The organism is Paludibacter sp., assembly GCF_009712605.1.
GTDB lineage: Bacteria > Bacteroidota > Bacteroidia > Bacteroidales > Paludibacteraceae > Microbacter.
Genome location: NZ_WASO01000014.1, coordinates 344,058 through 367,307, shown reverse-complemented (window position 1 = coordinate 367,307; position 23,250 = coordinate 344,058). Strand labels below are relative to the sequence as shown.

Sequence of the window (23,250 nt, the reverse complement as noted above, 5' to 3'; positions counted from 1 at the left end):
GAAATGCCCTTTTGTATTTTTCAATAATAGCTACATTGTAAGTATCACTTCTATGACGAACATGAAACGATACTTATTGCTGTATCTGTTCATTTGGTTTTATACATATACTTGGTCAACAGAGCCTATTTATATCAACGACACTTACACTGTAGCCGCTGGCAGTGCCACGCAATGGTATGGCAATGTGGTACTGGGTTCTAATGCACGGGTGTATATCGAAGATGGTGAAAAGCTCTATTTTTATGGAGATACATTGAAAATATTTCCAGGGGCTCGAATCTATGGATCCAATACGGCCTGGACTATGCTAAACCACGGCACGGGAACAGGAATGTTTGTATTCAAACAACCCAACCCCAACACCGGAACCATCACGCAACAGATACTTGATGGTGGTAATGGTAGCAATCCTGCCAACAGTTTGCAAAACACCCTTACGTCCATAGAAATCAACAACCCGAAAGGAGTGCTGCTTCTCAACACCGATGCCCGTGTCGGTACATCCATCACCTTTACCACCGGACATCTCTTTTTGAATACTCGGGATATGGTTTTGACAAGCATTGCCAATCTCTTGGGTTACGATGCCGATAAATATGTGGTTACGGCATCAACAGGACATCTTGTAAAGGAAAACTATACGGGAGCTTTTATATTCCCTGTAGGATATGCTGTAAATGACTATACCCCGGCCACCGTGTCACCGGTCACTGCCAATACAATGCACGTTAATGTTAGTTCATACGCCGCCTCAGCACCTGATGAGGCAGACCTTGCTGGTATTACCCGCACGTGGAATATTTACGGGAATACCACAGCTTCGGCAACCATCAGTCTTCAGCACAATTCGAAAACAAACATGCTAGGATTTTCGTCTGCGGCCAATTATATAACACGATACGGAAAAGCACCCAACAACTCGGGTTACTATCCAAGTACGGATGAATGGCAGTTTAATTATCAGGAAGCAAGTTTGGTGGGCAGCGTTCCCGGATCGGAAATCCTCACTCACAAATTTGACAGCCTTGCGACTTACTCAATTAAGAGAGAAGCATATTACACGAAAGCCAGTACAAATGCCAAAGGTGCAATCGCATTGCTAAAGCAGGCAATATTGGTAGATGCCAATCATAATGGCATTGAGGGCGATACGGGTGACCAGATTCATTACACCTTTACAGTGGCAAACATCGGGAAATATAAACTTACTAATGTTCATATAATCGATCCTAAAGTTACGGTTGTGGGGACAACCATAGATAGCTTGGCTCCGGGAGTAAAAGATTACACTACATTTACTGCCGACTATAAAATTACAAAGGCTGATGTGGATACAGGTTACGTAGTGAATTTGGCACAGGTAGTTGCAATAGATATTTTTGGTAAACTGGTAAACGATTATTCTGATCCAAAATCACTTGCAGGAGATAAACCTACCACTATTTATACAGCAGATTCTAAACAACAGGTGTTAAGTGTAACCAAAACTGCAACCGCACCTAAATTTGACGGGAAAGCGAAGTTTAGCTGGAAGTATACCATTACGTTGAAAAACACGATGCCGGTGTCGTCAAAAGATACGCTATCGAACATACAGGTAAATGATGATCTGACAAAAGTATTCACCCACGGAGAAACCTTCGAGGTGCTGAGTGTTGTCGCAAGCGGTTCGCTTGTTGCCAACAGTTTGTATAACGGCAGTAGTGATATTGCAACATTACTGGCATCCAAATGCCGTTTGGCTCCGCAACAAACAGACTCTATTATTATCTCTTTACAAATTGACCCACACTGGTATTCAGGTAAAGTGTACAATCAGGCAACGACGGAAGGTAGTTCTAAATTGATAGGTAACGTTACGGATGTTTTATCTAACGACCCTCACAATACTGAAGCCGGGTTTGTTGTTCCAAAACCAACAATAACGAATGTACCTGTAGCAGCTCTTATTATACCTGATGGGTTCTCTCCCAATGGCGACAAGTTTAATGATACATTTGAAATTATACATGCACCTTACCTGCGTCTTAAATTCGAAGCATATAATCGGAATGGTGATTTGGTTTACAAGAGCAATGATTATAACAACGAGTGGGATGGTAAAGGTACCGGTAACTTCCTCGGCAAAAATCTGCCAGATGGTACTTATTACTATATTCTTGAAACAACCGACACCAAGACCAATGTTGTTGAACACTACACGGGATATCTGACATTAAGAAGATAGGCTGTAGAACAATATAGTCTATAAAATGAAAAACCATTAAGATATTAAGGTTGTCGGAAAGTTCCCGACATGCAACTTAATGTCTTAATGGTTTATTTATGTATGGTGATTGTTTTCGCTACTTCACCTTGGTACCCGATTTTCCATCTATAGCATCCGCTTTAGTAATAATCACCTGACTTACTCCTGCATCAATCGCTTCAAAAGCATTCTCCAGTTTGGGAATCATACCGCCCTGAATGACCCCGTCAACAACATATTGAGAAAAATTCTCCTTGCTGATTTCTTCAATCACGCTGTCGTCATCATGTTCGTCGCGTAAAACACCTTTCTTTTCAAAGCAATAGATCAATGTTACGTCGAAAAATTTAGCCAGAGCTTTAGCCGCTTCACCGGCAATGGTATCTGCATTGGTATTGAGTAAATGTCCCTGTTTGTCGTGCGTAAGCGGAGCAAGTACCGGCACAATACCTTTGGAAATCAGATCGGCCAGCAAGCCTGCATTTACCGACTTTACATCGCCAACAAAGCCGTAATCCACTTCACCCACCGGACGTTTAGCTGAAAGCATATAGTTCATATCGGCTCCCGTGAGTCCCAGAGCGTTAATCTCCATAGCCTGCAACTGTGCCACAATGTTTTTATTGACCAATCCGCCATAGACCATGGTTACCACCTTGAGGGTTTCGGCATCGGTCACACGACGACCATTCACCATAATGCTCTCAATGCCCAGCTTGGCGGCAATAGCAGTTGCCGAGCGGCCTCCGCCGTGAACTAACACCTTGTGGCCTTCGATAGCCGCAAAATCACATAAAAGCTGTTTGAGCGTGGCCTCCTCTTCAACGATTTTTCCGCCAACTTTTACAACAGTCAGTTTTTCCATCATTTTAAAGATTTTCAAGCATTCGTTTCAAAACTACCTGCGCCGAAATCTCACGGTTGGCTGCTTCCGGGATCACTATCGATTGCGGACTTTCAATTACATCATCAGTCACAATCATGTTGCGGCGAACAGGCAGGCAATGCATAAAATAAGCATTATTAGTTAATGCCATCTTTTCTGTACTTACGGTCCAGGAACGGTCCTTGCTCAATATCTGCCCGTAGTTTGGATCTGTATAAGCTGCCCAGTTTTTAGCATACACAAAGTCAGCACCAGCCAATGCTTTATCCTGATCGTATTCCACACGAGCACCACGAACAAACTTTTCATCTAATTCGTAGCCATGAGGATGGGTAATCACAAAGTCTACGTCAGCTTCATTCATAAAGTCGGCAAAAGAATTGGGAACGGCCTGAGGCAGAGCCTTAGGGTGGGGTGCCCAGGTCAGAACAACTTTCGGACGTTGGGTCTTCTTATATTCTTCAATGGTTATCAAATCGGCAAATGCCTGTAGTGGGTGACCAGTCGCAGCTTCCATGCTGAATACCGGACGACCGGAATATTTGATAAACTGATTGACAATAGTTTCGTTATAGTCGTATTCTTTGCTTTCAAACTGCGCGAACGAACGAACGCCAATAATATCGCAATAGCATCCCATCACAGGAATAGCTTCGAGCAAGTGCTCCGTTTTATCGCCATCCATGATAACACCTCTTTCCGTTTCGAGTTTCCAGGCGCCCTGATTCACATCCAGTACAATAGTGTTCATCCCCAAATTCATCCCTGCTTTTTGTGTACTTAGGCGGGTACGCAAACTAGAATTGAAAAAGACCATCAGCAGCGTTTTATTTTCGCCCAGATGTTTATATGCGTAACGATTTTTCTTTATCTCAAGCGCTTCGGCAACCGCAGCTTTCAGGTCGCCCAAATCTTTTACGTTCGTATAAGTTTTCATAGTCAATGTTTAATTGGTAATCGTTTAGTTGTGTAATCGTTGTAGGATTCCCGTCGACAACGCTTAAACAATTCAACGTATCAACGTTTTTCGTATACCGTGGTTACCCAGTTATTCTTTTCTTCAAATTTGATAAAAGTCAGTCCGTTTTCTGTAGCTTCAGCTTCAATGGCAGGCATGTCTGTCTTGTAGAATCCGCTCATTAATAGTAATCCTCCTGAAGAAAGACAGGCTGCATAATGTTTCATATCATTGAGAAGAATATTACGATTAATGTTGGCCAGGACTATATCAAATTTACGCCCGGAAAGCAATTCGGCTCCCCCTTTTGCTACTTCAATATCAGGATAACCATTCAGGCGTATATTCTCGACTGTGTTATCGTAAGCCCATTCGTCGATATCAATAGCTGTAATCGGTTGCGCTCCTTTCATAGCAGCCAAAATGGCCAGCACTCCCGTTCCGCACCCCATATCAAGGAGTGATTTCCCGGCAACATTCATCTTTATCAATTCACCTATAATAAGGCTTGTTGTTTCATGATGACCGGTTCCGAATGACATTTTGGGATCAATTAAAATATCATATTTTGCTTTGGGTACATCTGTATGGAAAGAGCTGTGAATCACACAATCATTACCAATTACAATAGGAGAAAAATAGTGTTTTTCCCACTCTTCGTTCCAGTTCTTGTCCTTTATCAGTTCAAAGGTATAGTCAACTTCAATATCACAGGGTAAAGTTTCTTTCCAGTTTTTTAGGTCTTTTTCATCAAATAACGATGCAGCACAATAGGCTTTCATTCCGTCATTTGTATAGACAAAGCTCTCATATCCGATTTCAGCGAGTGTTGCAGATACTATATCGTTCTCAAAACCACGCGAATTGTTAAGAGATAATGTCAGTTCAATGTAATCCATCAGTGTTTGGTTTATTTTCGTTAAAATACAAGCGAAAAGTATTATTCACAGGGCTTTTGGTATAACTTTGCCCATAGTAAAAAAGTATACAAACTTAGATAATAATTCTGAGACCGTAAACGTTCTATATTGAAATCTTTTCCAAAAAATTAAACCGTAAGATTACAAATCTGTCTAATATAAAAAGGTAAAAATTCACCCTTAAAGAAAAGGAGATATAATCATGAAATCAAAAGTGTTTTTCGTAGCCGCTCTGATGTCGCTTCCGGCATTTATGTTCGGGCAAGATCTTTACGATGACCTTTATTATAAACCCGGAAAAGACAAACCATTGCGGACGCAGCAGGCAAAACCTGTAGTTCAACATGAAGAGTCCTCTGCTCCACAAAACGATCAATACAAAATTGAATCGACAAGAGTGGGCGGAAAGGATATTGTTGTGGTAAGGAATATGAACGGCGATACCGTTTATTATTCCGGAGATAATCAGGAACCGGTTATAGACAGCTCTAAAGTCGGCATCGCTAATGGCGAATATGCAAACAGAATCAAACGTTTCCATAATCCTGATGGTACTATTATCATTAACGATGGCGACGAAAACGGCGCATACCCTCTCGATAACGTCAACTGGACTGTAAATGTTTATGACAATTTTGGTTGGGGATGGCCTTACGGTGGATATCGTCATTATCCATATGGTGGATACTTAGGTTATGGCGGATACTGGAATAACTGGTATTCTCCGTGGTACTCCAGTTGGTACGATCCTTACTGGGATTGGAGCTTCGGTTGGAGTTCTGGCTTTGGTTGGGATTATCCATATTACGGCGGATATTACAGCTGGGGATATCCTTATTATGGATGGGGTGGTTATCCATATTACTACGATGGTTGGTATGGTGGCAATTGGGGACGGTCTATTCCGTATAACTATACTGCCGACAGTAGAAGACAGGCTATGACAGGTACCAGTCGTAGTGCAATAACCGGCTCACGCTTTGCTTCTTCTACAGGATCACGAAGCAGTAGTTCCGCATTCAATTCTGCAACTGCTGGTACGCGTAGCAATACCATCGGAACAAGAGGAAGCAATCAGAATACTGCATTTTGGAATAACTTCCTTTCAAACAGAGGTTACAATGTAAATAGCGGTAGCCGTGCAGCTGCAGGCACAAGCGGTTCTACTGTTAGCGGAGGCAGTCGCTCAGCGGGCAGTAGCGTAACCAGCGCGCCATCTTATAATTCCAGAGGTAATTACAGTAGCGGAGCCGGCAGTCGTCGTAGCTCGGAAGTTGTATCAGTTCCATCATCTGGCTATTCTACCCGCTATAGTAGTGGATCAAGAAGCTCATCAAACAATAGTAGCACCTACGACAGCGGTAGCAGAAGATCGTCATCGCAATCGTATGAGAGATCATCATCTTCTGACTATAACAGCAATTCATCCAGCTACTCGTCGGGAAGCAGATCAAGCTACTCTTCAGGAAGTAGTGGAAGTTATTCAGGTGGTGGATCACGTAGCAGCAGTAGCGGAAGTGGTGGCCGTCGTTAACCGATAGCCTAAACGAGAACGAATGAAGAATAGATATCATTATTAAAACAATTATATTATGATAAAAAAGAGTTTGCTTTCATTAGGTTTGATATTAGGCTTTGTTTCCGGCATTCATGCACAAGATGAATTTGATGCTCTTAAAGCCTCGCAAACACAATTAAAAGGAACTGCACGTTACATGGGGATGGGGGGGGCATTTACAGCCCTCGGAGGTGATGCTTCGGCTATCACGCTTAACCCCGCAGGTCTTGGAGTATATCGGAGTTCGGAAATAACGGCGACTCTGAATATGATGAATAACTCTACAAGTTCAACATGGAACGGAGTAAGTAACAGCGACAATAATATCTTTGCGCATTTCAATAACCTTTCTATAGTGGCAACTATTCCGGGAACCGACCAGTATAGTTCAGCTCTGAGCTTTACGTTTGACCGCCTCAAATCTTTTAACAGGAACGGCGTAATTTCGGGAGCAAACCAATTTTCATCACTGACCGATAATATAGCTTATCGTACCGGAGGTATTCCTGAATCAGCTCTTCAATCATCCAGCGATCCATACAATAACACAAGTATTCCATGGATCTCTGTCTTGGGTTATGAAGGCTACCTAATCAATCCGAGTTCGAGTGGAACTAATCAGTGGACATCTCTTTTGGGCAGTACCGAAAATGTGCGTCCCTCTTATAGCTTTTCGGAAAGAGGATACATTGACCAATACAGCATCGGTTACGCTGGAAATATATCCAACATTGTTTATTTGGGTGCCTCTATCGGATGGCAAAGTCTGAATTATTCACTGATAAGTTACTACGGAGAAAGTTTCGGCTCTGCAGAAAATTTTAATCTCAAAAATGAAATATATACGACAGGATCAGGATTTGACGTAAAATTAGGAGTTATTGTGCGTCCGACAGATTTTCTGCGTCTGGGGTTTGCTTACCATACTCCGATGTTTTATAACATGACGGATAATTATTACGCATCGCTATATTCTGCAGTAAAAACAGCGTCAGGTACATTTAATGGTACGGTGGCTACTCCAAATGAAGGCGGTTACAGTAAATATAAAGTACAAACGCCGTCATATTATACATTTGGTTTAGCTGCTATTTTAGGTAAAAAAGGAATTCTGAGCTTTGATTACCAATATCAGGATTTTTCCACTATGAAATTAAAAAATCAGGATGGAGATAGCCAAGCTTTTCAATTTGAAAATGATGGTGTAAAAGCAAATATGAAATCGGTAAGCAGTTTTAAAGTCGGAGGTGAATTCCGTGCAACTGATAATATAGCATTACGTTTGGGATACAATTATATTTCACCGGCAACTAAACCTGATGCCTACAGGGTTTTAGCAAACAACTCAGTGCGAACGGATAGTGAATATTTTTTGGATGTAAATACCCAAAACTTTACGGCAGGGATAGGGTTCCGCTATAACAACTGGAATTTCGACCTTGCATACGTATTGAGCAATCAAAAACAGGACTTTTATGCTTATGACGATGCCAATTTGGCTCCGGCAAGATTGAATACTCATAATAGTAATGTGGCATTTACTGTAGGTTTTAGATATTAATTATCAATAGAATAACTTGTAAAAGCCTGCATTTTCGATTCGAAATGCAGGCTTTTTTATTGAGCGTAATATTTTTACTTGATTATTTGCAATTAGAACAAAATGACGTAACTTTGCATCGTCAAAATAGTGGATAGATTTGATTGCTTGCAACCACGGAAAAAAATGCTAAAACGTGATTCTTTCTCGTTAATGCAGTGCTAATTAAGCATTGCCTTTTTATCCCAACCAAATTTTATTCATAGCATGACAAGGTGTGAAATGATTTCATGCTTTTATTGTTAGTTTAATAATGTATTATCTAAATGAAGACGACGAATTATTTATTTACTTCAGAATCAGTTTCTGAAGGGCATCCCGACAAGGTTGCCGACCAGATTTCTGATGCAATTCTGGATAATTTTCTGGCTTTCGATGAAAATTCAAAAGTAGCCTGTGAAACGTTGGTTACAACAGGACAGGTAGTATTAGCCGGTGAAGTTAAATCGAGTGCTTATGTTGATGTGCAGGAAGTTGCACGTCAGGTAATTAACAAAATTGGTTATACAAAGAGCGAATATAAATTTGACGGTGATGCTTGTGGTGTTTTTTCTGCGCTTCACGAACAGTCAGACGATATCAACCGTGGTGTTGAACGCGCAGAACCCCTCAATCAGGGAGCCGGTGACCAGGGAATGATGTTTGGTTATGCTACCAAAGAGACAGAAAACTATATGCCACTTCCATTAGAATTGTCGCATCAATTATTAATAGAACTGGCTATTTTGCGTCGCGAAGCTAAGGAAATTGGTTATTTGCGTCCTGATGCCAAATCGCAGGTAACAGTTGAATATTCAGAAGATGGCGTTCCACAACGCATCCACACCATTGTGGTTTCGACACAACATGATGAGTTTGTATTGGCCGGAAATGGCAAAACTCAGGCTGAAGCCGACGAAGAAATGGTGGCTAAAATCAAAGAAGATGTAAAAAATATCTTGATTCCACGAGTGTTGGCTAAGAATCCGGAATGGAAAAAGTTGCTCGATGACAATTATATTCTTCACGTTAATCCGACCGGAAAATTTGTTATCGGCGGTCCGCATGGTGACACCGGATTGACAGGACGTAAAATTATCGTTGATACTTATGGTGGTAAAGGAGCTCATGGAGGTGGTGCATTCTCAGGAAAAGATCCTTCAAAAGTTGACCGTTCTGCCGCTTATGCTGCCCGTCATATTGCTAAAAATGCTGTTGCTGCGGGTGTTGCCGATGAAATACTGGTTCAGGTTTCTTATGCCATCGGAGTAGCTCAACCTCTTAGCGTATATGTAAATACCTATGGAAGAGCCAATGTAGAAATGAGAGATGAAGAAATTGCTCTACGCTTGGAAAAACTGTTTGATTTGCGTCCGAAAGCAATAGAACAGAGACTAAAGCTGAGAAATCCCATCTACTCTGAAACTGCATCGTATGGTCATATGGGTCGTGAACCGCAAGTGGTAAAAAAGACTTTTTCTTCTCGTTACACTGATACTATTGAAAAAGAAGTAGAGTTGTTTACGTGGGAAAAGCTGGATTACGTGGACAAAATTCGTGAAGAATTTTCTCTTTAAGCCGTTGGATTTTTATATATTTGTGTATCTTTACAGTTCAAAACACCGATAAACATGGCAGATAATTCAGGAAATATCATTTATGTTATTGCTGTCATTATTGCTGTTTTGAGCAGTATACTGTCCAAGAAGAAAACGAACAGAACGGAACCTGAACCATCAGCGCCATCTACTCCTGCACACAGTTGGGAAGATGTGATAAGAGAGCTGACAATGGATAAAAATCCTGTGCCGTCTCACGTTCCGGAGTACAAAAAAGAGACTGTTCAACATAAGTCTCAGCCTTTTCTGGACGAAGAAAAGAAGTTACACAAAGACACGGTTATAAAAATAGCTCCCGTTGTAACAACAACGTTGAACGATCCTGAAGAGCAGGAAAAAGTTTCTTTGCCTGATTTTTCTAACTACGATGAAATAAAAAGAGGAATTCTTTTTAGTGAAATCTTTAGCCGGAAATTTTAATTTTTTCGGGTGATATTATCAGAAAGAAAAAAATCCGTATCTTTGTAGCGTAATTATTCAACGAACATTTTAGTATAACAAAATAAGAAAAGAGTTCCGGCAATTGTCGGAATTCTTTTTATTTTCAATCAATTACAATAAAAAACAGGTTTTACCATGGCAACATCGTATATGACCCGGGAGGGTTACAAAAGGCTATTGGACGAGATTAATCAATTGGAGAGTGTACAACGGCCTGCCATCTCACGTCAGATTGCAGAAGCCCGCGATAAAGGTGATTTGTCTGAAAATGCAGAATATGATGCAGCAAAAGAAGCTCAGGGTCTGCTTGAAATGAAAATCGCCAAAATGAAAGACACTCTGGCTAATGCCCGTGTAATTGACGAAAGTACATTAAATACCGATAGCGTACAGATTTTGAATAAAGTCAAGATTAAGAATCAAAATAACGGACAGGTTATGACTTACATGTTGGTTTCTGAAAGTGAAGCTAATCTGAAAGAAGGTAAGTTATCGGTTAGTACACCAATAGGTCAGGGTTTAATGGGTAAGAAAGTCGGTGATACAGTTCAGGTAAAAGTACCATCTGGCATTATTCCTTTTGAGATTGTCGACATTTCAATCTAAGATCAATAAAACTAACGATTATGGCAACTATTTTTTCTCGTATTATTGCAGGCGAAATACCGTGCTATAAAGTGGCAGAAGACGATCGTTTTTTTGCATTCCTCGATATTAATCCGGTCGCAAAGGGACACACTCTGGTGGTTCCAAAAATTGAAGAAAATTACCTTTTCAATCTTGATGATGTAACTCTTCAGGCTTATATCCTGTTTGCAAAGAAAATTGCAAAGGCGATAGAGAAGGCAATACCCTGCAAAAGAGTAGGCGTGGCTGTCATTGGATTGGATGTACCACATGCCCACATACATTTGGTACCCTTGAATTCGGAAGCCGATATCAATTTTGCAAAAGAAAAGCTAAAGCTCTCACCTGAAGAGATGAAGAGCATAGCTTATAATATCAGCTTTTTTGCTTAGCATTCTTATTCAAATTTATAAGCTTCCGTAAGCTTATTTCCCCGAAGAAAATCTTCAACCGACATTCTTTTCTTTCCGGCAACCTGAATACTTTTTAGCCGGATAAAACCATCAATAACAGCTACTTTTACCTGCTTGGGAGATTCAATTACGATACTCCCACAGGTAAGTGTATGCGTTGCGGGTTCTTTTTCAGTTTCAAAGATTTTTACATTCAGTTCTTCACCGTTGTCGGTTTTCAGAAAAGACCATGCAGCAGGGTAGGGAGCTAATCCCCTGATTAAGTTATAGACGGTAGACACGTTTTGATTCCAATCAATTTTACAGGTCTCTTTGAAGATTTTCGGAGCTGCTTTTAATGTCATGACGTCAGGCTGTGGCATAGCAGACACATTCTCATCTATGATCATATCCACAGTCTTTTGTACCAGCCTGGAACCTGTTATCATGAGTTTATCATGAATATCTCCGGCTGTTTCTGACTCTCCGATAGCTACTTTTTCTTGTAAGATAATATTTCCGGTGTCTATTTCATGCGTCAGGAAAAATGTAGTAACCCCGGTTTCTGCATCACCGTTGATAACTGCCCAGTTGATTGGAGCGGCACCACGATATTGAGGTAAAAGTGATGCATGAAGGTTGAAAGTTCCAAAACGAGGCATATTCCAGACTACTTCTGGAAGCATCCGAAATGCAACCACAATTTGTAAATCGGCGTTCAAGGCTTTTAATTCTTCCAGAAAAACAGGATCTTTCAATTTTTCCGGTTGTAAAAGAGGCAAGCCTTTTTCTAATGCATATTGTTTGATAGGTGAAAACTGAATTTTGTATCCACGCCCGGCGGGTTTATCGGGCATCGTGATCACTCCTACTACATTATAATCATTTTCAACTAAAACACGAAGGCTCTCCACTGCAAAGTCGGGAGTACCCATATAAACAATCCGTAAATCTTTCTTATTCATCAGTGTATATTAAGTCTGGAATTATTCCATTCGTTTGTCTGCACCCCACATTAATTTGGATTTTAGCGTATTAAAAAAAGTGTGGTTGGCTCTTTTTAGTACATTGACTGTGTGTTCCGCTTTCCTTATTTTCAGGCTGGTACTCTGCGGGAAAACGTCTGACCGCCCATCCAGAGCAACAAGAAAGCTCTTGGAGCGACTGCTGACGGAGATCTCCAACTCCCAATTATCCGGAATAATCAATGGTCTTATACTCAATGTGTGAGAAGCTACAGGAGCAAGAATAAATGTATTTGATTGAGGCACAACGATTGGACCACCGACACTCATAGAATAAGCTGTTGAACCGGTCGGGGTAGAAATAATCAAACCATCAGCCCTGTAGGAATTCAATAATTCTCCTTTGACATTAACGTGGATAGTCATCATAGATGAAGTATCTTGTTTTAGTAATGCAATTTCATTCAATGCAAAAGAATACTCCTGCCAATCTGAATTGTCAGTTATTAGTTGCAGTACAGAACGTTCTTCAATTTGGTATTGGTGATTGACAATCTCCTCGAGCGCTGCTTCAATTTCATTATCAGCCACATCACTCAAAAAGCCTAAACGTCCAGCGTTGATTCCCAGGATAGGAATTCCCTTATTGCCTACATGTTTAGCTGTATTCAGGAATGTACCATCTCCTCCCAGACTAAGTGCTATATCAGCAGAGAAATCTCCATCATTAATTGTGTTCTCTGGTGAAACTGTAACATCACATCCCGCGTTCGTCAGAAAATCAAAAAACGATGCTTCAATCAAAACCTCAATATTTTTCTTTTGTAAGGTTGTCAATAAATGCGTTGCAGTATCTATGGCTTCCTGGCGAAAAGTATTTCCAAAGAGAGCTATTTTCATATGATAATAATTTTCTTGTTTAATGACATATAGAACTGCATGTTGCTGAAATTATGTCCCGATAGCTATCGGGAATCCTTGGGCATTTGTGAAGCAACATGATCATTTCATTTTTATATATTTTAAATGATACGGAAGGTGATTTACTGAAGCAATATATTGATTAAGAAGATTATAAATACAATATTATTTTTGGATAAATCATCAATTAAGAAAAAGCAATCTTGGTGGTTGCTGGTTTTTTCCTTAACTTTGTCTCTATAACCAACCGATATGCAAAGAAACAAAATGCGTATCATACTTACAAATATAGCAGAAAAATTTAATGACGAAGTTAAGTGTTAATATCAACAAAATAGCAACTCTTCGTAATGCAAGAGGAGGCAACGCGCCGGATGTGTTAAAGGTAGCAACTGATTGTCAATTGTTTGGAGCAGAAGGCATAACCGTACATCCAAGACCAGATGAGCGCCATATTCGTTACGCTGACGTATATGCATTGCGTCCGATTGTGTCTACCGAATTCAATATTGAAGGTTATCCTTCCCCTGAATTTATCGATTTGGTTTGCAAAGTTAAACCCGAACAGGTAACGTTAGTGCCGGACGCACACGATGCCATCACCTCCAGTGCTGGTTGGGATACCATTGCTCATGCTGCTTTCCTGAAAGAAGTGGTAGCGGAATTTCAATCGCATGGAATTCGCGTTTCAATATTTATTGATACCAATCCGGATAATATACGTAATGCGGCGTTGACTGAAACCGACAGAGTCGAGTTGTATACAGAACCTTACGCCACAAACTACGTTCTTTCTCCGGAGCAGGCAGTCGCACCATTTGTTGAAGCTGCAAAGGTAGCCCGTGAAGTGGGTCTGGGTGTTAACGCCGGTCACGATTTGAGCCTGGTGAATCTTAGTTACCTTCACAAGAATATTCCCTGGATGGCTGAAGTCTCAATAGGTCATGCACTTATTTGTGATGCCTTATATTTAGGTTTGGAACAAACAATAAATTCATATAAAAAGCAGTTATTGTAATTAATTTGTGCCTTGGGGCATAACACTATTCTGTCGTAAAATTAAATCATTTATTTTCCCATGAACTTAATGCTTATCCTGCAAGCTGTTGCACAGCTTCCTACCACAACTCCGGTTACTTCAGAAAAAACCGAAACCATGTTTGACATCGTATTAAAAGGTGGTTGGATTTTAGCTCCGATTGGTTTTTTGCTTTTATTGGCTGTGTACGTCATTATTGTTCGTTCATTTGAACTGCATAAATCGTCAAAAACAAAAAATCTGGTAGATAAGATTGCCCCAATGCTGAAAGAAGGCAATATCGACAAAGCTATTACAGTTTGCGAAAGTAGTAATATGCCTATTGGAGAGGTACTTACATGTGGATTGAAGAATCTTGGCAATCCTGTAAGCGACATCAAAGACTCGATGGAAGCTGAAGCCCGCCAACAAGTGGATGACATGAGCCGGGGTATGAATTATCTGGCCATTATTTCTTCTGTTGCTCCGATGTTCGGTTTTCTTGGAACAATTTTCGGGGTTATCAAAATTTTCTATAGCATTTCATTGACCGATAACATCAGTATTGGTGGTATTTCCGGAGGTCTTTACCAAAAGATGATATCTTCAGCTGCCGGTCTGTTGGTTGGTATTATCGCATTTTCGGCCTATCATATTCTCAACGGCCGTATCGACCGCATCATTTCAAGTATGGAGCGTCAGAGTAATCAGTTCCTGAATTTGCTTCGCAATAAATAATCAGACTTTTAATATTTTATCGTATGATTATCAAACGTAAACGGGAAATGCAACCCGAGGTTTATACCGCCTCGTTGAATGACATCATGTTTTTTCTGTTGTTGTTCTTCCTGATTGTTTCTACTCTTGTAAACCCGTCGGTTATTCAATTGGTGTTACCAAAGGCAACGGCTAATGTGCAGAAAATGTCGAAACAAACCATCAATATCTCCATTAAAGAAGATCCTGAAGGTTTACGCTATTATTTGAATGACCTTCCGATAGCACTACCTCACATTCAGCCGACAATACAACAAATGGTTGCAAATACATCCGATGCTACAGTTATATTACGTGCCGACCGTACCATTCAGTTGCAGGATTTAGTTTCTGTATTGGACATTGGACACCAATTACATGTAAAAATGATCCTGGCTACCCAAAAAGAATAAGCGGTTGTAACTGTTGAACTAACGTAAATATGAGGAAATCAAAAATATACGGTCTGGCTGGTACAACTTTATTTGCAACTCTGGTACTGCTCTTGTTTTTTCTGGTTAGGATTGTCTCTATTCAGGACAATTACACAGAACCGGTTGAAATCAATCTTGGAGATGCAGAAGATGGGGTAGGGGCTGCTGTTACAAATCCGGCACCTCCTGTTCAAACTGTTCCTCCGCCTCCATCGCATACAAAACAACAGGCAAGTGATAACGAAAACTTAGCGACTCAGGCTGACGAATCGCCTGTGCAAACAGTAGAAAAGAAGAAAACGCCTGTCAAAAAACCGACCGCTAAAGAACTGGAAGATAACAGGAAAAAGATTCAGCAAGAGCTAATGAAGCAGCAGCAAGTAAAAGCTCAGGCTGCTCAACAGGCGGCTATTACCGATAAAGCCAGAAAAATGGGCAGCGTTTTCGGTTCAAATCATGGTAATGGCAGCGGAGACGGACAAAAAGGAGATGGAACAAAAGGCAATCCGCTAGGCAAAGTGGGCGGTACCGGGAGTGTAGTCGCCAATGTATCCGGGCGGTCCATAACGTCGACTCCCAGTCCTTCATATAACTCTAATGATGAAGGAAAAGTTACTGTGAATGTGACTGTTGATAAAGATGGAAATGTGATCAGAGCATATATAGGCTCGGCAACTACATCCAGCGATGCCCTTCGGGAAGCCGCATTACAAGCTGCCCGCAGAAGTAAATTTTCTTCAGGTTCTAATGAAGCTATAGGAACAATCACATATCGTTTCATTCTTAAATAGGAAAATATTATGTTAAATAGAAAGGGCGCATTTATCTTTTTAGCTACCGGATTTGAGGAGATTGAAGCGGTTGCCACGATTGATGTTCTCCGAAGAGGGAACGTACCGGTTACAATAATTTCGATCACAAAAGAACTAACTGTCACCGGAGCACACAACATTAATATTGTAGCAGATGCTTTATTTGAAGAGGTAGCTTTTGATGGTAGCGAACTGCTAATTTTGCCAGGTGGAATGCCTGGTTCGCAAAATCTTCAAAATCATGAAGCGCTTGGAAAATTACTTCAGGCACATTTTGAACAAAATAAATTGGTTGCTGCTATTTGTGCAGCACCAAAAGTTTTTGGACATCTCAATATATTGAACGGGAAGAAGGCTACATGTTATCCCGGATTTGAAAATGAATTATTGGGAGCTGTGCTTTCTAATAACGGTACAGTAAGAGATGAAAATATCGTTACCGCAAAAGGAGCTGCCTTTGCTATTGAATTTGGTCTGCAACTGGTAGAAATTCTACAAGGCAAAGAGGTAGCTGATAAAATTGCTCAGGGAATGCTAATGAGGTAATCTTTCAACCTCCGCCAACTCTACTTAACATAATATTAATTATAGGAAATTCAAATTGCCTGAAATTTCAATATTTGAACAGGCCAAAATATCTAAACTGAAATATCGAATGCTCACACGAATTATAGATAAACATAAAATTGATGATGCGCAGTCATTAATTAACGAATCGAGTCAAATAGCTATTGTTACACACATGAGTCCTGATGGAGATGCAATGGGATCTTCACTTGGTTTGTATCAGCATTTGATTAGTTGTGGCAAAAATGTTTCAGTAATTGTTCCCAATCGTTTTCCGGATTTTCTTGCCTGGATGCCCGGTGCTGAAAATGTTTTTGTATACGACGAACAGAAAGAACAAACTGAAATTGTCTTAAAGAAATGTGATTTGTTGTTTGCTCTCGATTTTAACACTTTGACCAGAATTGGCAATTTGAACAGCATTGTAAAAAATCTTTCTTGTAAAAAGATTTTAATTGACCATCACCGCGATCCGGATGATTTTTGCAATGTAGTTATCTCATATCCAAAAATAGCATCAACATCGGAACTGGTCTTTCGGATGATTTATGCAATGGGGTTCTTTCCTCAAATGACACTTTCTTGCGCAGAATGTCTTTATGCCGGTATGATGACAGATACAGGGGCTTTTACTTTCAACTCAAATGATCCCGAAATCTACTACATCATTTCAGAGCTATTGAAAAAAGGTGTTGATAAAGATGCTATTTACTCAAAAGTTTACAATACATATTCTGTTGATAGATTGAGGCTTATGGGATATACACTTGGCCAAAAGATGGAAATTTTGCCTGAATATCATACAGCAATAATTACGTTAACGAAAGCAGAGCTGGACAAATTCAATTACAAGGAAGGCGATACAGAAGGATTTGTAAATATTCCATTGAGTATCAAAGGAATTGTCTTTTCTGTATTGGTAAAAGAAGGAAAAGAGATGGTAAAACTGTCGCTTCGTTCAAGAGGAACTTTTCCTGTAAACAAAGTAGCATCTTCGTTATTTAATGGAGGCGGGCATATAAATGCTTCGGGAGGCGAGAGCTACGAATCGTTGAAGGATACCGTTAAAAAATTGAAGGCGGCACTCCCCCATTACCAGAAAGAATTAGAGGAATCCTGCTAAGCAAAATTCCTCTTTTTTTATTGATTTTCAGACGACTAAATTATCCTCTGAAGATTGTTTGTTTTCTATCCGGTCCAACAGAAACGACTTTGATTGGAGTATTGAGTTCTTTTTCCAGAAAATCAACATAAGCATTGAATTCTTCAGGGAACTCGTTTTCATGCTGCATTTTGGTCATGTCGCATTTCCAGCCCGGAAGTTCTGTATAAATCGGTTCGATAGAATCGTCGGCTTCGTATGGGAAATAGTCGATTTCCTCACCATTCATTTTGTATGCCACACATGCTTTGATGGTATCAACGTCATCCAGAACGTCGCTCTTCATCATAATCAATTGAGTGACCCCATTAATCATAATAGCGTATTTCAAAGCTACCAAGTCTACCCAACCACAACGACGCGGACGTCCGGTTACGGATCCATATTCATGACCTAAATTTCTGATTTTCTGACCAATTTCGTCATGTAGTTCTGTAGGAAAAGGACCGCTACCAACGCGGGTACAATATGCTTTAAAAATTCCAAATACTTCGCCAATGTTTCTCGGAGCAACGCCCAAACCGGTGCAAACTCCCGCACAAATTGTGTTTGACGAAGTAACAAACGGATAAGAACCAAAATCGATATCGAGCATGGTACCCTGAGCACCTTCTGCCAGAATTGAATTTCCTTTCGAAATGTAGTTGTTTACTTCATGTTCGCTATCGATGAATTGGAATTTCTTCAACACTTCGATTCCGGCAAACCATTCTTTCTCAATTGCTTCCAATTGATCGAGAGGGTAGTTGTACTGTGCCAAAATAGCCTTGTGACGAGCAATGGCAGCTGCATATTTTTTATCAAAATTATAGAGCAAGTCCCCTACCCTTACACCATTACGACTAATCTTATCAGTGTATGTCGGACCGATGCCCTTGCCAGTGGTTCCAATTTTAGCATCACCTTTAGCAGCTTCATAGGCAGCATCCAACAGACGGTGAGTTGGCAAAATCAGGTGAGCTTTCTTGGAAATGAGAAGGCGTTTCGTCAGATCATGACCGGAAGCTTCGAGGCCTTCAACTTCAACTTTGAAGAGAGCCGGATCCAGCACTACCCCATTCCCAATAATATTGATTTTGTTGCCCTGGAAAATTCCGGAAGGAATTGATCTTAATACATATTTCTGACCTTCGAATTCGAGGGTATGTCCGGCATTAGGACCTCCCTGAAATCGAGCCACCACTCCATATTTAGGTGTAAGTACGTCAACTACTTTACCTTTTCCTTCATCGCCCCACTGAAGGCCTAACAGAACATCAACTTTCATTTGTTTATTTTTTATAGTCATATACTATGAATCTTACGTAGAAATGCGTGTAAAGTTACCGATTTTTTATCGAATTTCTACCTTTTGAGAAGAGTTTCACACACAAAAAACTGCCTCAAATTGTAATGCTACAATCCGAGGCAGTTAATATGTTACAGGTTATCTTTCGGGTAGGATTTCAACCCAATATCCATCCGGATCTTCTATGAAATAAATTCCCATCGCTTCATTCTCGAAACAGATACACTCCATTTGCTGGTGAAGCTGATGCGCTTCCTGGTAATGCTGCGTCGTAAATGCAATGTGTATTTCATTATCTCCTAAATCATAAGGTTCGGTTCGATCCCTTAACCATGTTAGCTCTAACCGATGATTTGTCTGATTGTCGGACAAATATACAATAATAAAACTATCATCAGGAGCATTGATCCGTCGAACTTCTTTCAATCCAAGCGCTTTATCGTAAAAGGCCAGACTTTTTTGAAGATCGAAGACATTGACGTTGTTATGTACAAATTTGAAATCCATCGAAAAATAACGATCTGATTAGTCTTTCAGTTTTGCAACAAGGAACTCACGGTTCAGGCGTGCAATGTGCGAAATGGAAACATTCTTAGGACATTCAGCTTCGCAAGCACCTGTGTTGGTACAGTTACCGAAACCAAGTTCATCCATTTTTGAAACCATAGCTTTTGCACGGCGAGCAGCTTCAATTTTACCCTGTGGCAATAGTGCCAACTGGCTAACTTTAGCAGCAACGAACAACATAGCAGAACCGTTTTTACAAGCAGCAGCGCAAGCACCACAACCGATGCAAGATGCAGCATCCATAGCTTCGTCAGCTTTTTCTTTCGAAATAGGAATTGCATTTGCGTCAGGAACACCACCGGTGCTGATTGAAATAAAACCACCAGCCTGCATGATCTTATCGTAAGCGCTACGATCCACCATAAGGTCTTTGATTACAGGGAAAGCGCGAGAACGCCACGGTTCGATGGTAATAGTTTCGCCGTCTTTGAACTTACGCATGTGCAATTGACAGGTAGTAACATCTTCATCAGGTCCGTGTGGGTGACCGTTGATATAAAGAGAACACATACCGCAGATACCTTCGCGACAGTCGTGGTCAAATACTACCGGTTCTTTCTTTTCTGAAACTAACTTTTCGTTCAGTACGTCGAGCATTTCAAGAAATGAACTATCGGTAGAAATATTGCTCAACTGGTAGCTTTCAAAAGCGCCTTTAGCCTGAGGCCCTTTTTGACGCCATATTTTCAGGGTTATATTAATTGTTTTTTCCATTTTGCTTACTTATAATTCCGTTGTTGAACATGAATAGATTCGTATACCAGAGGCTCTTTCAAGAGGCTGGGTTCTTTGTCTTCACCTTCGTATTTCCAGCAAGCAACGTAAGAGAACTTGTCGTCCTGACGTTTTGCTTCGCCTTCTTCTGTCTGGTATTCTTCGCGGAAGTGACCACCGCAGGATTCTTCACGGTGAAGAGCATCTTTCGCCATCAAGTAACCGATTTCGATGAAGTCAGCTACACGAAGAGCTTTTTCCAGTTCGGTATTCAAATCTTCGCTTTCGCCCGGAATAAATACATTGCTCCAGAATTCTTTCTTGATTTGTTTGATCTCTTCCAGTGCTTTTTCAAGGCTTTCTTTTGTACGGCCCATGCCCACAAAGTTCCACATCACATGACCTAAGTCTTTGTGAATAGAATCAACCGAACGGTTACCCTTAATAGACATCAATTTCTGAATTTTTGATTGTACTGAGTTTTCAGCTTCAACAAATTCTTCCTTTTCGGTACTCATACGCGGCGTACGAATCTCGTCAGCCAAATAGTTTTGAATAGTGAAAGGCAATACGAAATAACCGTCAGCCAAACCCTGCATCAACGCAGAAGCACCCAAACGGTTTGCTCCGTGATCAGAGAAGTTAGCTTCACCGATAGCGAACAGACCTTCAACGCTGGTCATACATTCGTAGTCAACCCAAATACCACCCATTGTGTAGTGGATAGCCGGATAGATCATCATCGGAGTTTCGTATGGATTTTCGTCAACGATTTTATAGTACATCTGGAAGAGGTTACCGTAACGTGCTTCAACAACATCACGACCCAGACGATTGATAGCTTCAGAGAAGTCGAGGTAAACGGCCAAGCCTGTTGTACCTACACCATAACCGGCATCACAACGTTCTTTTGCGGCACGAGAGGCAACGTCACGCGGAACCAGGTTACCGAATGCAGGATAACGACGTTCCAAATAGTAGTCACGATCGTCTTCTGCAATCTGAGTAGGTTTCAATTTACCTGCACGGATAGCTTCAGCATCTTCTTTCTTTTTCGGAGTCCAGATACGACCGTCGTTACGCAGTGATTCGGACATCAATGTCAGTTTCGACTGGAATTCGCCGTGAACCGGAATACAGGTCGGGTGAATCTGAGCGTAGCAAGGATTTGCAAAATAAGCCCCTTTCTTATAAGCCTGAATTGCAGCAGAACCGTTAGATCCCATAGCGTTGGTAGAAAGGAAGAACGTATTACCATAACCACCTGTAGCAATAACTACAGCGTGACCGAAGAAACGTTCCAAACGACCAGTGCGAAGGTTGCGGGCAATAATACCGCGTGCTTTACCATCAACAACCACAACGTCCATCATTTCGTAACGGGTGTAAAGTTTTACAGAACCTTTACCAACCTGACGGCTAAGAGCTGAGTAAGCACCTAACAACAACTGTTGTCCGGTCTGACCTTTAGCATAGAAAGTACGTGATACCTGAGCACCACCGAAAGAACGGTTGTCGAGCAACCCTCCGTATTCGCGTGCAAAAGGAACACCCTGAGCAACACATTGGTCAATAATACAGTTGGAAACTTCGGCCAAACGATAAACGTTAGCTTCGCGTGCACGATAGTCACCACCTTTGATTGTATCGTAGAAAAGACGGTAAACAGAGTCACCATCGTTTGTGTAGTTTTTAGCAGCATTGATACCACCCTGTGCAGCGATAGAGTGAGCACGACGGGGTGAATCCTGGATACAGAAGTTCAAAACATTAAAGCCGAGTTCACCAAGTGATGCGGCAGCTGAAGCACCGGCCAAACCTGTACCTACAACAATAACGTCCAAACGGCGTTTGTTGGCCGGATTGACAAGCTTTTGAGAGGCTTTATAGTTGTTCCACTTTTCAGCTAACTTCCCTTCGGGAATTTTAGAATTAATTTGTGTCATATCTTATCTGTTTATTGTATTCTGAAATAAAGAAGAGATTAAGCTCCACATCCTAATAAGAAGTAAACATTAATACCGGTAAGGCAAGCAATAAGGATAGTTGCGTAAATAATGCCGATTACCTGCAAACGAGGTTGCCATTTGCTGTTGTTGACACCGATGGTTTGGAATGCACTCCAGAAACCGTGTGTAAGGTGAAACCACAATACCCAGTACCAAGCAATGTATAAAAGGTTATAAACCGGATTGCGCAACAAAGTAGCCACCAAACCGTAAGCTTCTTCTGCATGTACTTGTTCTGCACCACCCATAAAGGCTTGCAACTGCATTTTAGCCCAGAAATGAGTTAAGTGTAATGCAATGAACAACAATACGATAGCTCCCAAAACGAACATGTTGCGGGCAGCCCATGATGTTGTTTGTGATTTCTTGCCGGAAGCATAACCCACTTCGCCACGAGCGCGTAAGTTCATCCATGACAACCAGATACCATAAGCAATGTGAACAAAGAAGCCGGCAGCCAGAATGGGTACCATTACTGTAACAACAGGCAATTCCATAAATTCACATCCTGCCTGATACGTTGCAGGCCCAGCCAACAACAACATGTTGAGAAAGGTGTGCAAAGTCAAAAAGACAAATAGAAATAGCCCTGACAAACTCATAATGAGCTTTCTTCCAATCGAAGAATCGATAATAAATAACTTCATAACAGTTTTGAATTGATGTTTATTGAAAGGATAATAATAAGCAGAATGTTTATTTATTTTGCCTTAATCTTTTGTAAATCAGGATCATTAAACCTGAAGAACCTATTTTAAAATGCACTGCAAATGTAGCTAAAAGCCTTGGTTTCACAAAAGAATAAA

General features: G+C 40.8%; 23 protein-coding genes. 13 read left to right on the top strand and 10 right to left on the bottom strand.

Annotation, left to right across the window (positions count from 1 at the left end; all coding sequences use genetic code 11):
* The first annotated feature begins 61 nt into the window (after positions 1–61).
* Entirely contained in the window at positions 62–2,230 is a 2,169-nt protein-coding gene (locus F8N35_RS11840) for a gliding motility-associated C-terminal domain-containing protein (RefSeq protein WP_293053221.1), read from the top strand.
* A gap of 118 nt (positions 2,231–2,348) precedes the next feature.
* Here F8N35_RS11840 and argB read toward each other — a convergent pair whose 3' ends face one another.
* From argB to prmA, 3 genes are all read right to left on the bottom strand, one after another.
* Positions 2,349–3,116, bottom strand: coding sequence for an acetylglutamate kinase (gene argB / locus F8N35_RS11835; RefSeq protein WP_293053218.1), 768 nt, complete (start codon positions 3,114–3,116; stop codon positions 2,349–2,351).
* Positions 3,117–3,120: 4 nt separating this feature from the next.
* Positions 3,121–4,074 carry an N-acetylornithine carbamoyltransferase gene (locus F8N35_RS11830; protein ID WP_293053215.1) on the bottom strand — a complete coding sequence of 318 codons (954 nt, stop codon included), beginning with the start codon at positions 4,072–4,074 and terminating at the stop codon, positions 3,121–3,123.
* 80 nt (positions 4,075–4,154) lie between these two features.
* A complete protein-coding gene (gene prmA / locus F8N35_RS11825) occupies positions 4,155–4,994 on the bottom strand; it encodes a 50S ribosomal protein L11 methyltransferase (RefSeq protein ID WP_293053212.1) in 840 nt (279 codons plus the stop codon).
* 223 nt (positions 4,995–5,217) lie between these two features.
* On the opposite strand from prmA, the gene F8N35_RS11820 reads away from it, so the two are divergent.
* From F8N35_RS11820 to F8N35_RS11795, 6 genes are all read left to right on the top strand, one after another.
* Complete coding sequence (locus F8N35_RS11820; protein ID WP_293053209.1) at positions 5,218–6,549, top strand: hypothetical protein; 1,332 nt, start codon at positions 5,218–5,220, stop codon at positions 6,547–6,549.
* Positions 6,550–6,607: 58 nt separating this feature from the next.
* Positions 6,608–8,134 carry an outer membrane protein transport protein gene (locus F8N35_RS11815; protein WP_293053206.1) on the top strand — a complete coding sequence of 509 codons (1,527 nt, stop codon included), beginning with the start codon at positions 6,608–6,610 and terminating at the stop codon, positions 8,132–8,134.
* A 305-nt stretch (positions 8,135–8,439) separates the two neighbouring features.
* Entirely contained in the window at positions 8,440–9,729 is a 1,290-nt protein-coding gene (gene metK, locus F8N35_RS11810) for a methionine adenosyltransferase (protein WP_068705312.1), read from the top strand.
* 54 nt (positions 9,730–9,783) lie between these two features.
* Positions 9,784–10,191, top strand: a complete 408-nt coding sequence (locus F8N35_RS11805) for a hypothetical protein (RefSeq protein ID WP_293053202.1) — start codon at positions 9,784–9,786, stop codon at positions 10,189–10,191.
* 156 nt (positions 10,192–10,347) lie between these two features.
* Positions 10,348–10,818 carry a transcription elongation factor GreA gene (gene greA / locus F8N35_RS11800; RefSeq protein ID WP_293053200.1) on the top strand — a complete coding sequence of 157 codons (471 nt, stop codon included), beginning with the start codon at positions 10,348–10,350 and terminating at the stop codon, positions 10,816–10,818.
* 20 nt (positions 10,819–10,838) lie between these two features.
* A complete protein-coding gene (locus F8N35_RS11795) occupies positions 10,839–11,231 on the top strand; it encodes an HIT family protein (RefSeq protein WP_293053198.1) in 393 nt (130 codons plus the stop codon).
* Between the two features lie 5 nt (positions 11,232–11,236).
* Here F8N35_RS11795 and fmt read toward each other — a convergent pair whose 3' ends face one another.
* Together fmt and F8N35_RS11785 are read right to left on the bottom strand one after the other, a co-directional pair.
* On the bottom strand, positions 11,237–12,196 hold the full coding sequence (gene fmt / locus F8N35_RS11790) for a methionyl-tRNA formyltransferase (RefSeq protein ID WP_293053195.1): 960 nt from the start codon (positions 12,194–12,196) through the stop codon (positions 11,237–11,239).
* A gap of 21 nt (positions 12,197–12,217) precedes the next feature.
* The gene (locus F8N35_RS11785; protein ID WP_293053192.1) at positions 12,218–13,096 is read right to left on the bottom strand and encodes an NAD kinase; all 879 of its coding nucleotides are present in this window, start codon (positions 13,094–13,096) and stop codon (positions 12,218–12,220) included.
* A 325-nt stretch (positions 13,097–13,421) separates the two neighbouring features.
* Here F8N35_RS11785 and F8N35_RS11780 point away from each other — a divergent pair, with 325 nt between their 5' ends.
* The 6 genes from F8N35_RS11780 to F8N35_RS11755 all read left to right on the top strand — a co-directional run bounded on the left by F8N35_RS11780 (position 13,422) and on the right by F8N35_RS11755 (position 17,827).
* Complete coding sequence (locus F8N35_RS11780; RefSeq protein ID WP_293053189.1) at positions 13,422–14,135, top strand: pyridoxine 5'-phosphate synthase; 714 nt, start codon at positions 13,422–13,424, stop codon at positions 14,133–14,135.
* A 60-nt stretch (positions 14,136–14,195) separates the two neighbouring features.
* Positions 14,196–14,873: a MotA/TolQ/ExbB proton channel family protein gene (locus F8N35_RS11775; RefSeq protein ID WP_293053186.1), complete on the top strand. Its 678-nt coding sequence runs from the start codon at positions 14,196–14,198 to the stop codon at positions 14,871–14,873.
* A 23-nt stretch (positions 14,874–14,896) separates the two neighbouring features.
* Positions 14,897–15,304, top strand: coding sequence for a biopolymer transporter ExbD (locus F8N35_RS11770; protein ID WP_293053183.1), 408 nt, complete (start codon positions 14,897–14,899; stop codon positions 15,302–15,304).
* Positions 15,305–15,333: 29 nt separating this feature from the next.
* Entirely contained in the window at positions 15,334–16,116 is a 783-nt protein-coding gene (locus F8N35_RS11765) for an energy transducer TonB (protein ID WP_293053180.1), read from the top strand.
* A 9-nt stretch (positions 16,117–16,125) separates the two neighbouring features.
* Positions 16,126–16,683, top strand: coding sequence for a DJ-1 family glyoxalase III (locus F8N35_RS11760; protein WP_293053177.1), 558 nt, complete (start codon positions 16,126–16,128; stop codon positions 16,681–16,683).
* Between the two features lie 109 nt (positions 16,684–16,792).
* Positions 16,793–17,827, top strand: coding sequence for a bifunctional oligoribonuclease/PAP phosphatase NrnA (locus F8N35_RS11755; protein ID WP_293053174.1), 1,035 nt, complete (start codon positions 16,793–16,795; stop codon positions 17,825–17,827).
* A gap of 40 nt (positions 17,828–17,867) precedes the next feature.
* Here the strand turns inward: F8N35_RS11755 and F8N35_RS11750 are convergent, their stop codons facing one another.
* From F8N35_RS11750 to F8N35_RS11730, 5 genes are all read right to left on the bottom strand, one after another.
* Positions 17,868–19,133, bottom strand: coding sequence for an adenylosuccinate synthase (locus F8N35_RS11750; RefSeq protein WP_293053171.1), 1,266 nt, complete (start codon positions 19,131–19,133; stop codon positions 17,868–17,870).
* Between the two features lie 159 nt (positions 19,134–19,292).
* Positions 19,293–19,661 carry a VOC family protein gene (locus tag F8N35_RS11745; RefSeq protein ID WP_293053168.1) on the bottom strand — a complete coding sequence of 123 codons (369 nt, stop codon included), beginning with the start codon at positions 19,659–19,661 and terminating at the stop codon, positions 19,293–19,295.
* Positions 19,662–19,679: 18 nt separating this feature from the next.
* Positions 19,680–20,435 (bottom strand): succinate dehydrogenase/fumarate reductase iron-sulfur subunit, encoded by a 756-nt coding sequence (locus tag F8N35_RS11740; RefSeq protein WP_068705287.1) that lies wholly within the window; start codon positions 20,433–20,435, stop codon positions 19,680–19,682.
* 5 nt (positions 20,436–20,440) lie between these two features.
* Complete coding sequence (locus F8N35_RS11735) at positions 20,441–22,381, bottom strand: fumarate reductase/succinate dehydrogenase flavoprotein subunit (RefSeq protein ID WP_293053163.1); 1,941 nt, start codon at positions 22,379–22,381, stop codon at positions 20,441–20,443.
* Between the two features lie 38 nt (positions 22,382–22,419).
* Positions 22,420–23,091: a succinate dehydrogenase cytochrome b subunit gene (locus tag F8N35_RS11730; protein ID WP_068705283.1), complete on the bottom strand. Its 672-nt coding sequence runs from the start codon at positions 23,089–23,091 to the stop codon at positions 22,420–22,422.
* Positions 23,092–23,250: the final 159 nt, after the last annotated feature.

What these genes read in the sequence shown, in the direction of transcription:
- greA (WP_293053200.1), top strand. Translation starts at nt 10,348, where the DNA reads ATGGCAACATCGTATATGACCCGGGAGGGTTACAAAAGGCTATTGGAC.
- F8N35_RS11815 (WP_293053206.1), top strand. Translation starts at nt 6,608, where the DNA reads ATGATAAAAAAGAGTTTGCTTTCATTAGGTTTGATATTAGGCTTTGTT.
- metK (WP_068705312.1), top strand. Translation starts at nt 8,440, where the DNA reads ATGAAGACGACGAATTATTTATTTACTTCAGAATCAGTTTCTGAAGGG.
- F8N35_RS11820 (WP_293053209.1), top strand. Translation starts at nt 5,218, where the DNA reads ATGAAATCAAAAGTGTTTTTCGTAGCCGCTCTGATGTCGCTTCCGGCA.
- F8N35_RS11775 (WP_293053186.1), top strand. Translation starts at nt 14,196, where the DNA reads ATGAACTTAATGCTTATCCTGCAAGCTGTTGCACAGCTTCCTACCACA.
- fmt (WP_293053195.1), bottom strand. Translation starts at nt 12,196, where the DNA reads ATGAATAAGAAAGATTTACGGATTGTTTATATGGGTACTCCCGACTTT.
- F8N35_RS11755 (WP_293053174.1), top strand. Translation starts at nt 16,793, where the DNA reads ATGCTCACACGAATTATAGATAAACATAAAATTGATGATGCGCAGTCA.
- F8N35_RS11760 (WP_293053177.1), top strand. Translation starts at nt 16,126, where the DNA reads ATGTTAAATAGAAAGGGCGCATTTATCTTTTTAGCTACCGGATTTGAG.
- F8N35_RS11795 (WP_293053198.1), top strand. Translation starts at nt 10,839, where the DNA reads ATGGCAACTATTTTTTCTCGTATTATTGCAGGCGAAATACCGTGCTAT.
- F8N35_RS11785 (WP_293053192.1), bottom strand. Translation starts at nt 13,096, where the DNA reads ATGAAAATAGCTCTCTTTGGAAATACTTTTCGCCAGGAAGCCATAGAT.
- F8N35_RS11830 (WP_293053215.1), bottom strand. Translation starts at nt 4,074, where the DNA reads ATGAAAACTTATACGAACGTAAAAGATTTGGGCGACCTGAAAGCTGCG.
- F8N35_RS11750 (WP_293053171.1), bottom strand. Translation starts at nt 19,133, where the DNA reads ATGAAAGTTGATGTTCTGTTAGGCCTTCAGTGGGGCGATGAAGGAAAA.
- F8N35_RS11740 (WP_068705287.1), bottom strand. Translation starts at nt 20,435, where the DNA reads ATGGAAAAAACAATTAATATAACCCTGAAAATATGGCGTCAAAAAGGG.
- F8N35_RS11765 (WP_293053180.1), top strand. Translation starts at nt 15,334, where the DNA reads ATGAGGAAATCAAAAATATACGGTCTGGCTGGTACAACTTTATTTGCA.
- argB (WP_293053218.1), bottom strand. Translation starts at nt 3,116, where the DNA reads ATGGAAAAACTGACTGTTGTAAAAGTTGGCGGAAAAATCGTTGAAGAG.
- prmA (WP_293053212.1), bottom strand. Translation starts at nt 4,994, where the DNA reads ATGGATTACATTGAACTGACATTATCTCTTAACAATTCGCGTGGTTTT.
- F8N35_RS11770 (WP_293053183.1), top strand. Translation starts at nt 14,897, where the DNA reads ATGATTATCAAACGTAAACGGGAAATGCAACCCGAGGTTTATACCGCC.
- F8N35_RS11805 (WP_293053202.1), top strand. Translation starts at nt 9,784, where the DNA reads ATGGCAGATAATTCAGGAAATATCATTTATGTTATTGCTGTCATTATT.
- F8N35_RS11745 (WP_293053168.1), bottom strand. Translation starts at nt 19,661, where the DNA reads ATGGATTTCAAATTTGTACATAACAACGTCAATGTCTTCGATCTTCAA.
- F8N35_RS11840 (WP_293053221.1), top strand. Translation starts at nt 62, where the DNA reads ATGAAACGATACTTATTGCTGTATCTGTTCATTTGGTTTTATACATAT.
- F8N35_RS11735 (WP_293053163.1), bottom strand. Translation starts at nt 22,381, where the DNA reads ATGACACAAATTAATTCTAAAATTCCCGAAGGGAAGTTAGCTGAAAAG.
- F8N35_RS11730 (WP_068705283.1), bottom strand. Translation starts at nt 23,091, where the DNA reads ATGAAGTTATTTATTATCGATTCTTCGATTGGAAGAAAGCTCATTATG.
- F8N35_RS11780 (WP_293053189.1), top strand. Translation starts at nt 13,422, where the DNA reads ATGACGAAGTTAAGTGTTAATATCAACAAAATAGCAACTCTTCGTAAT.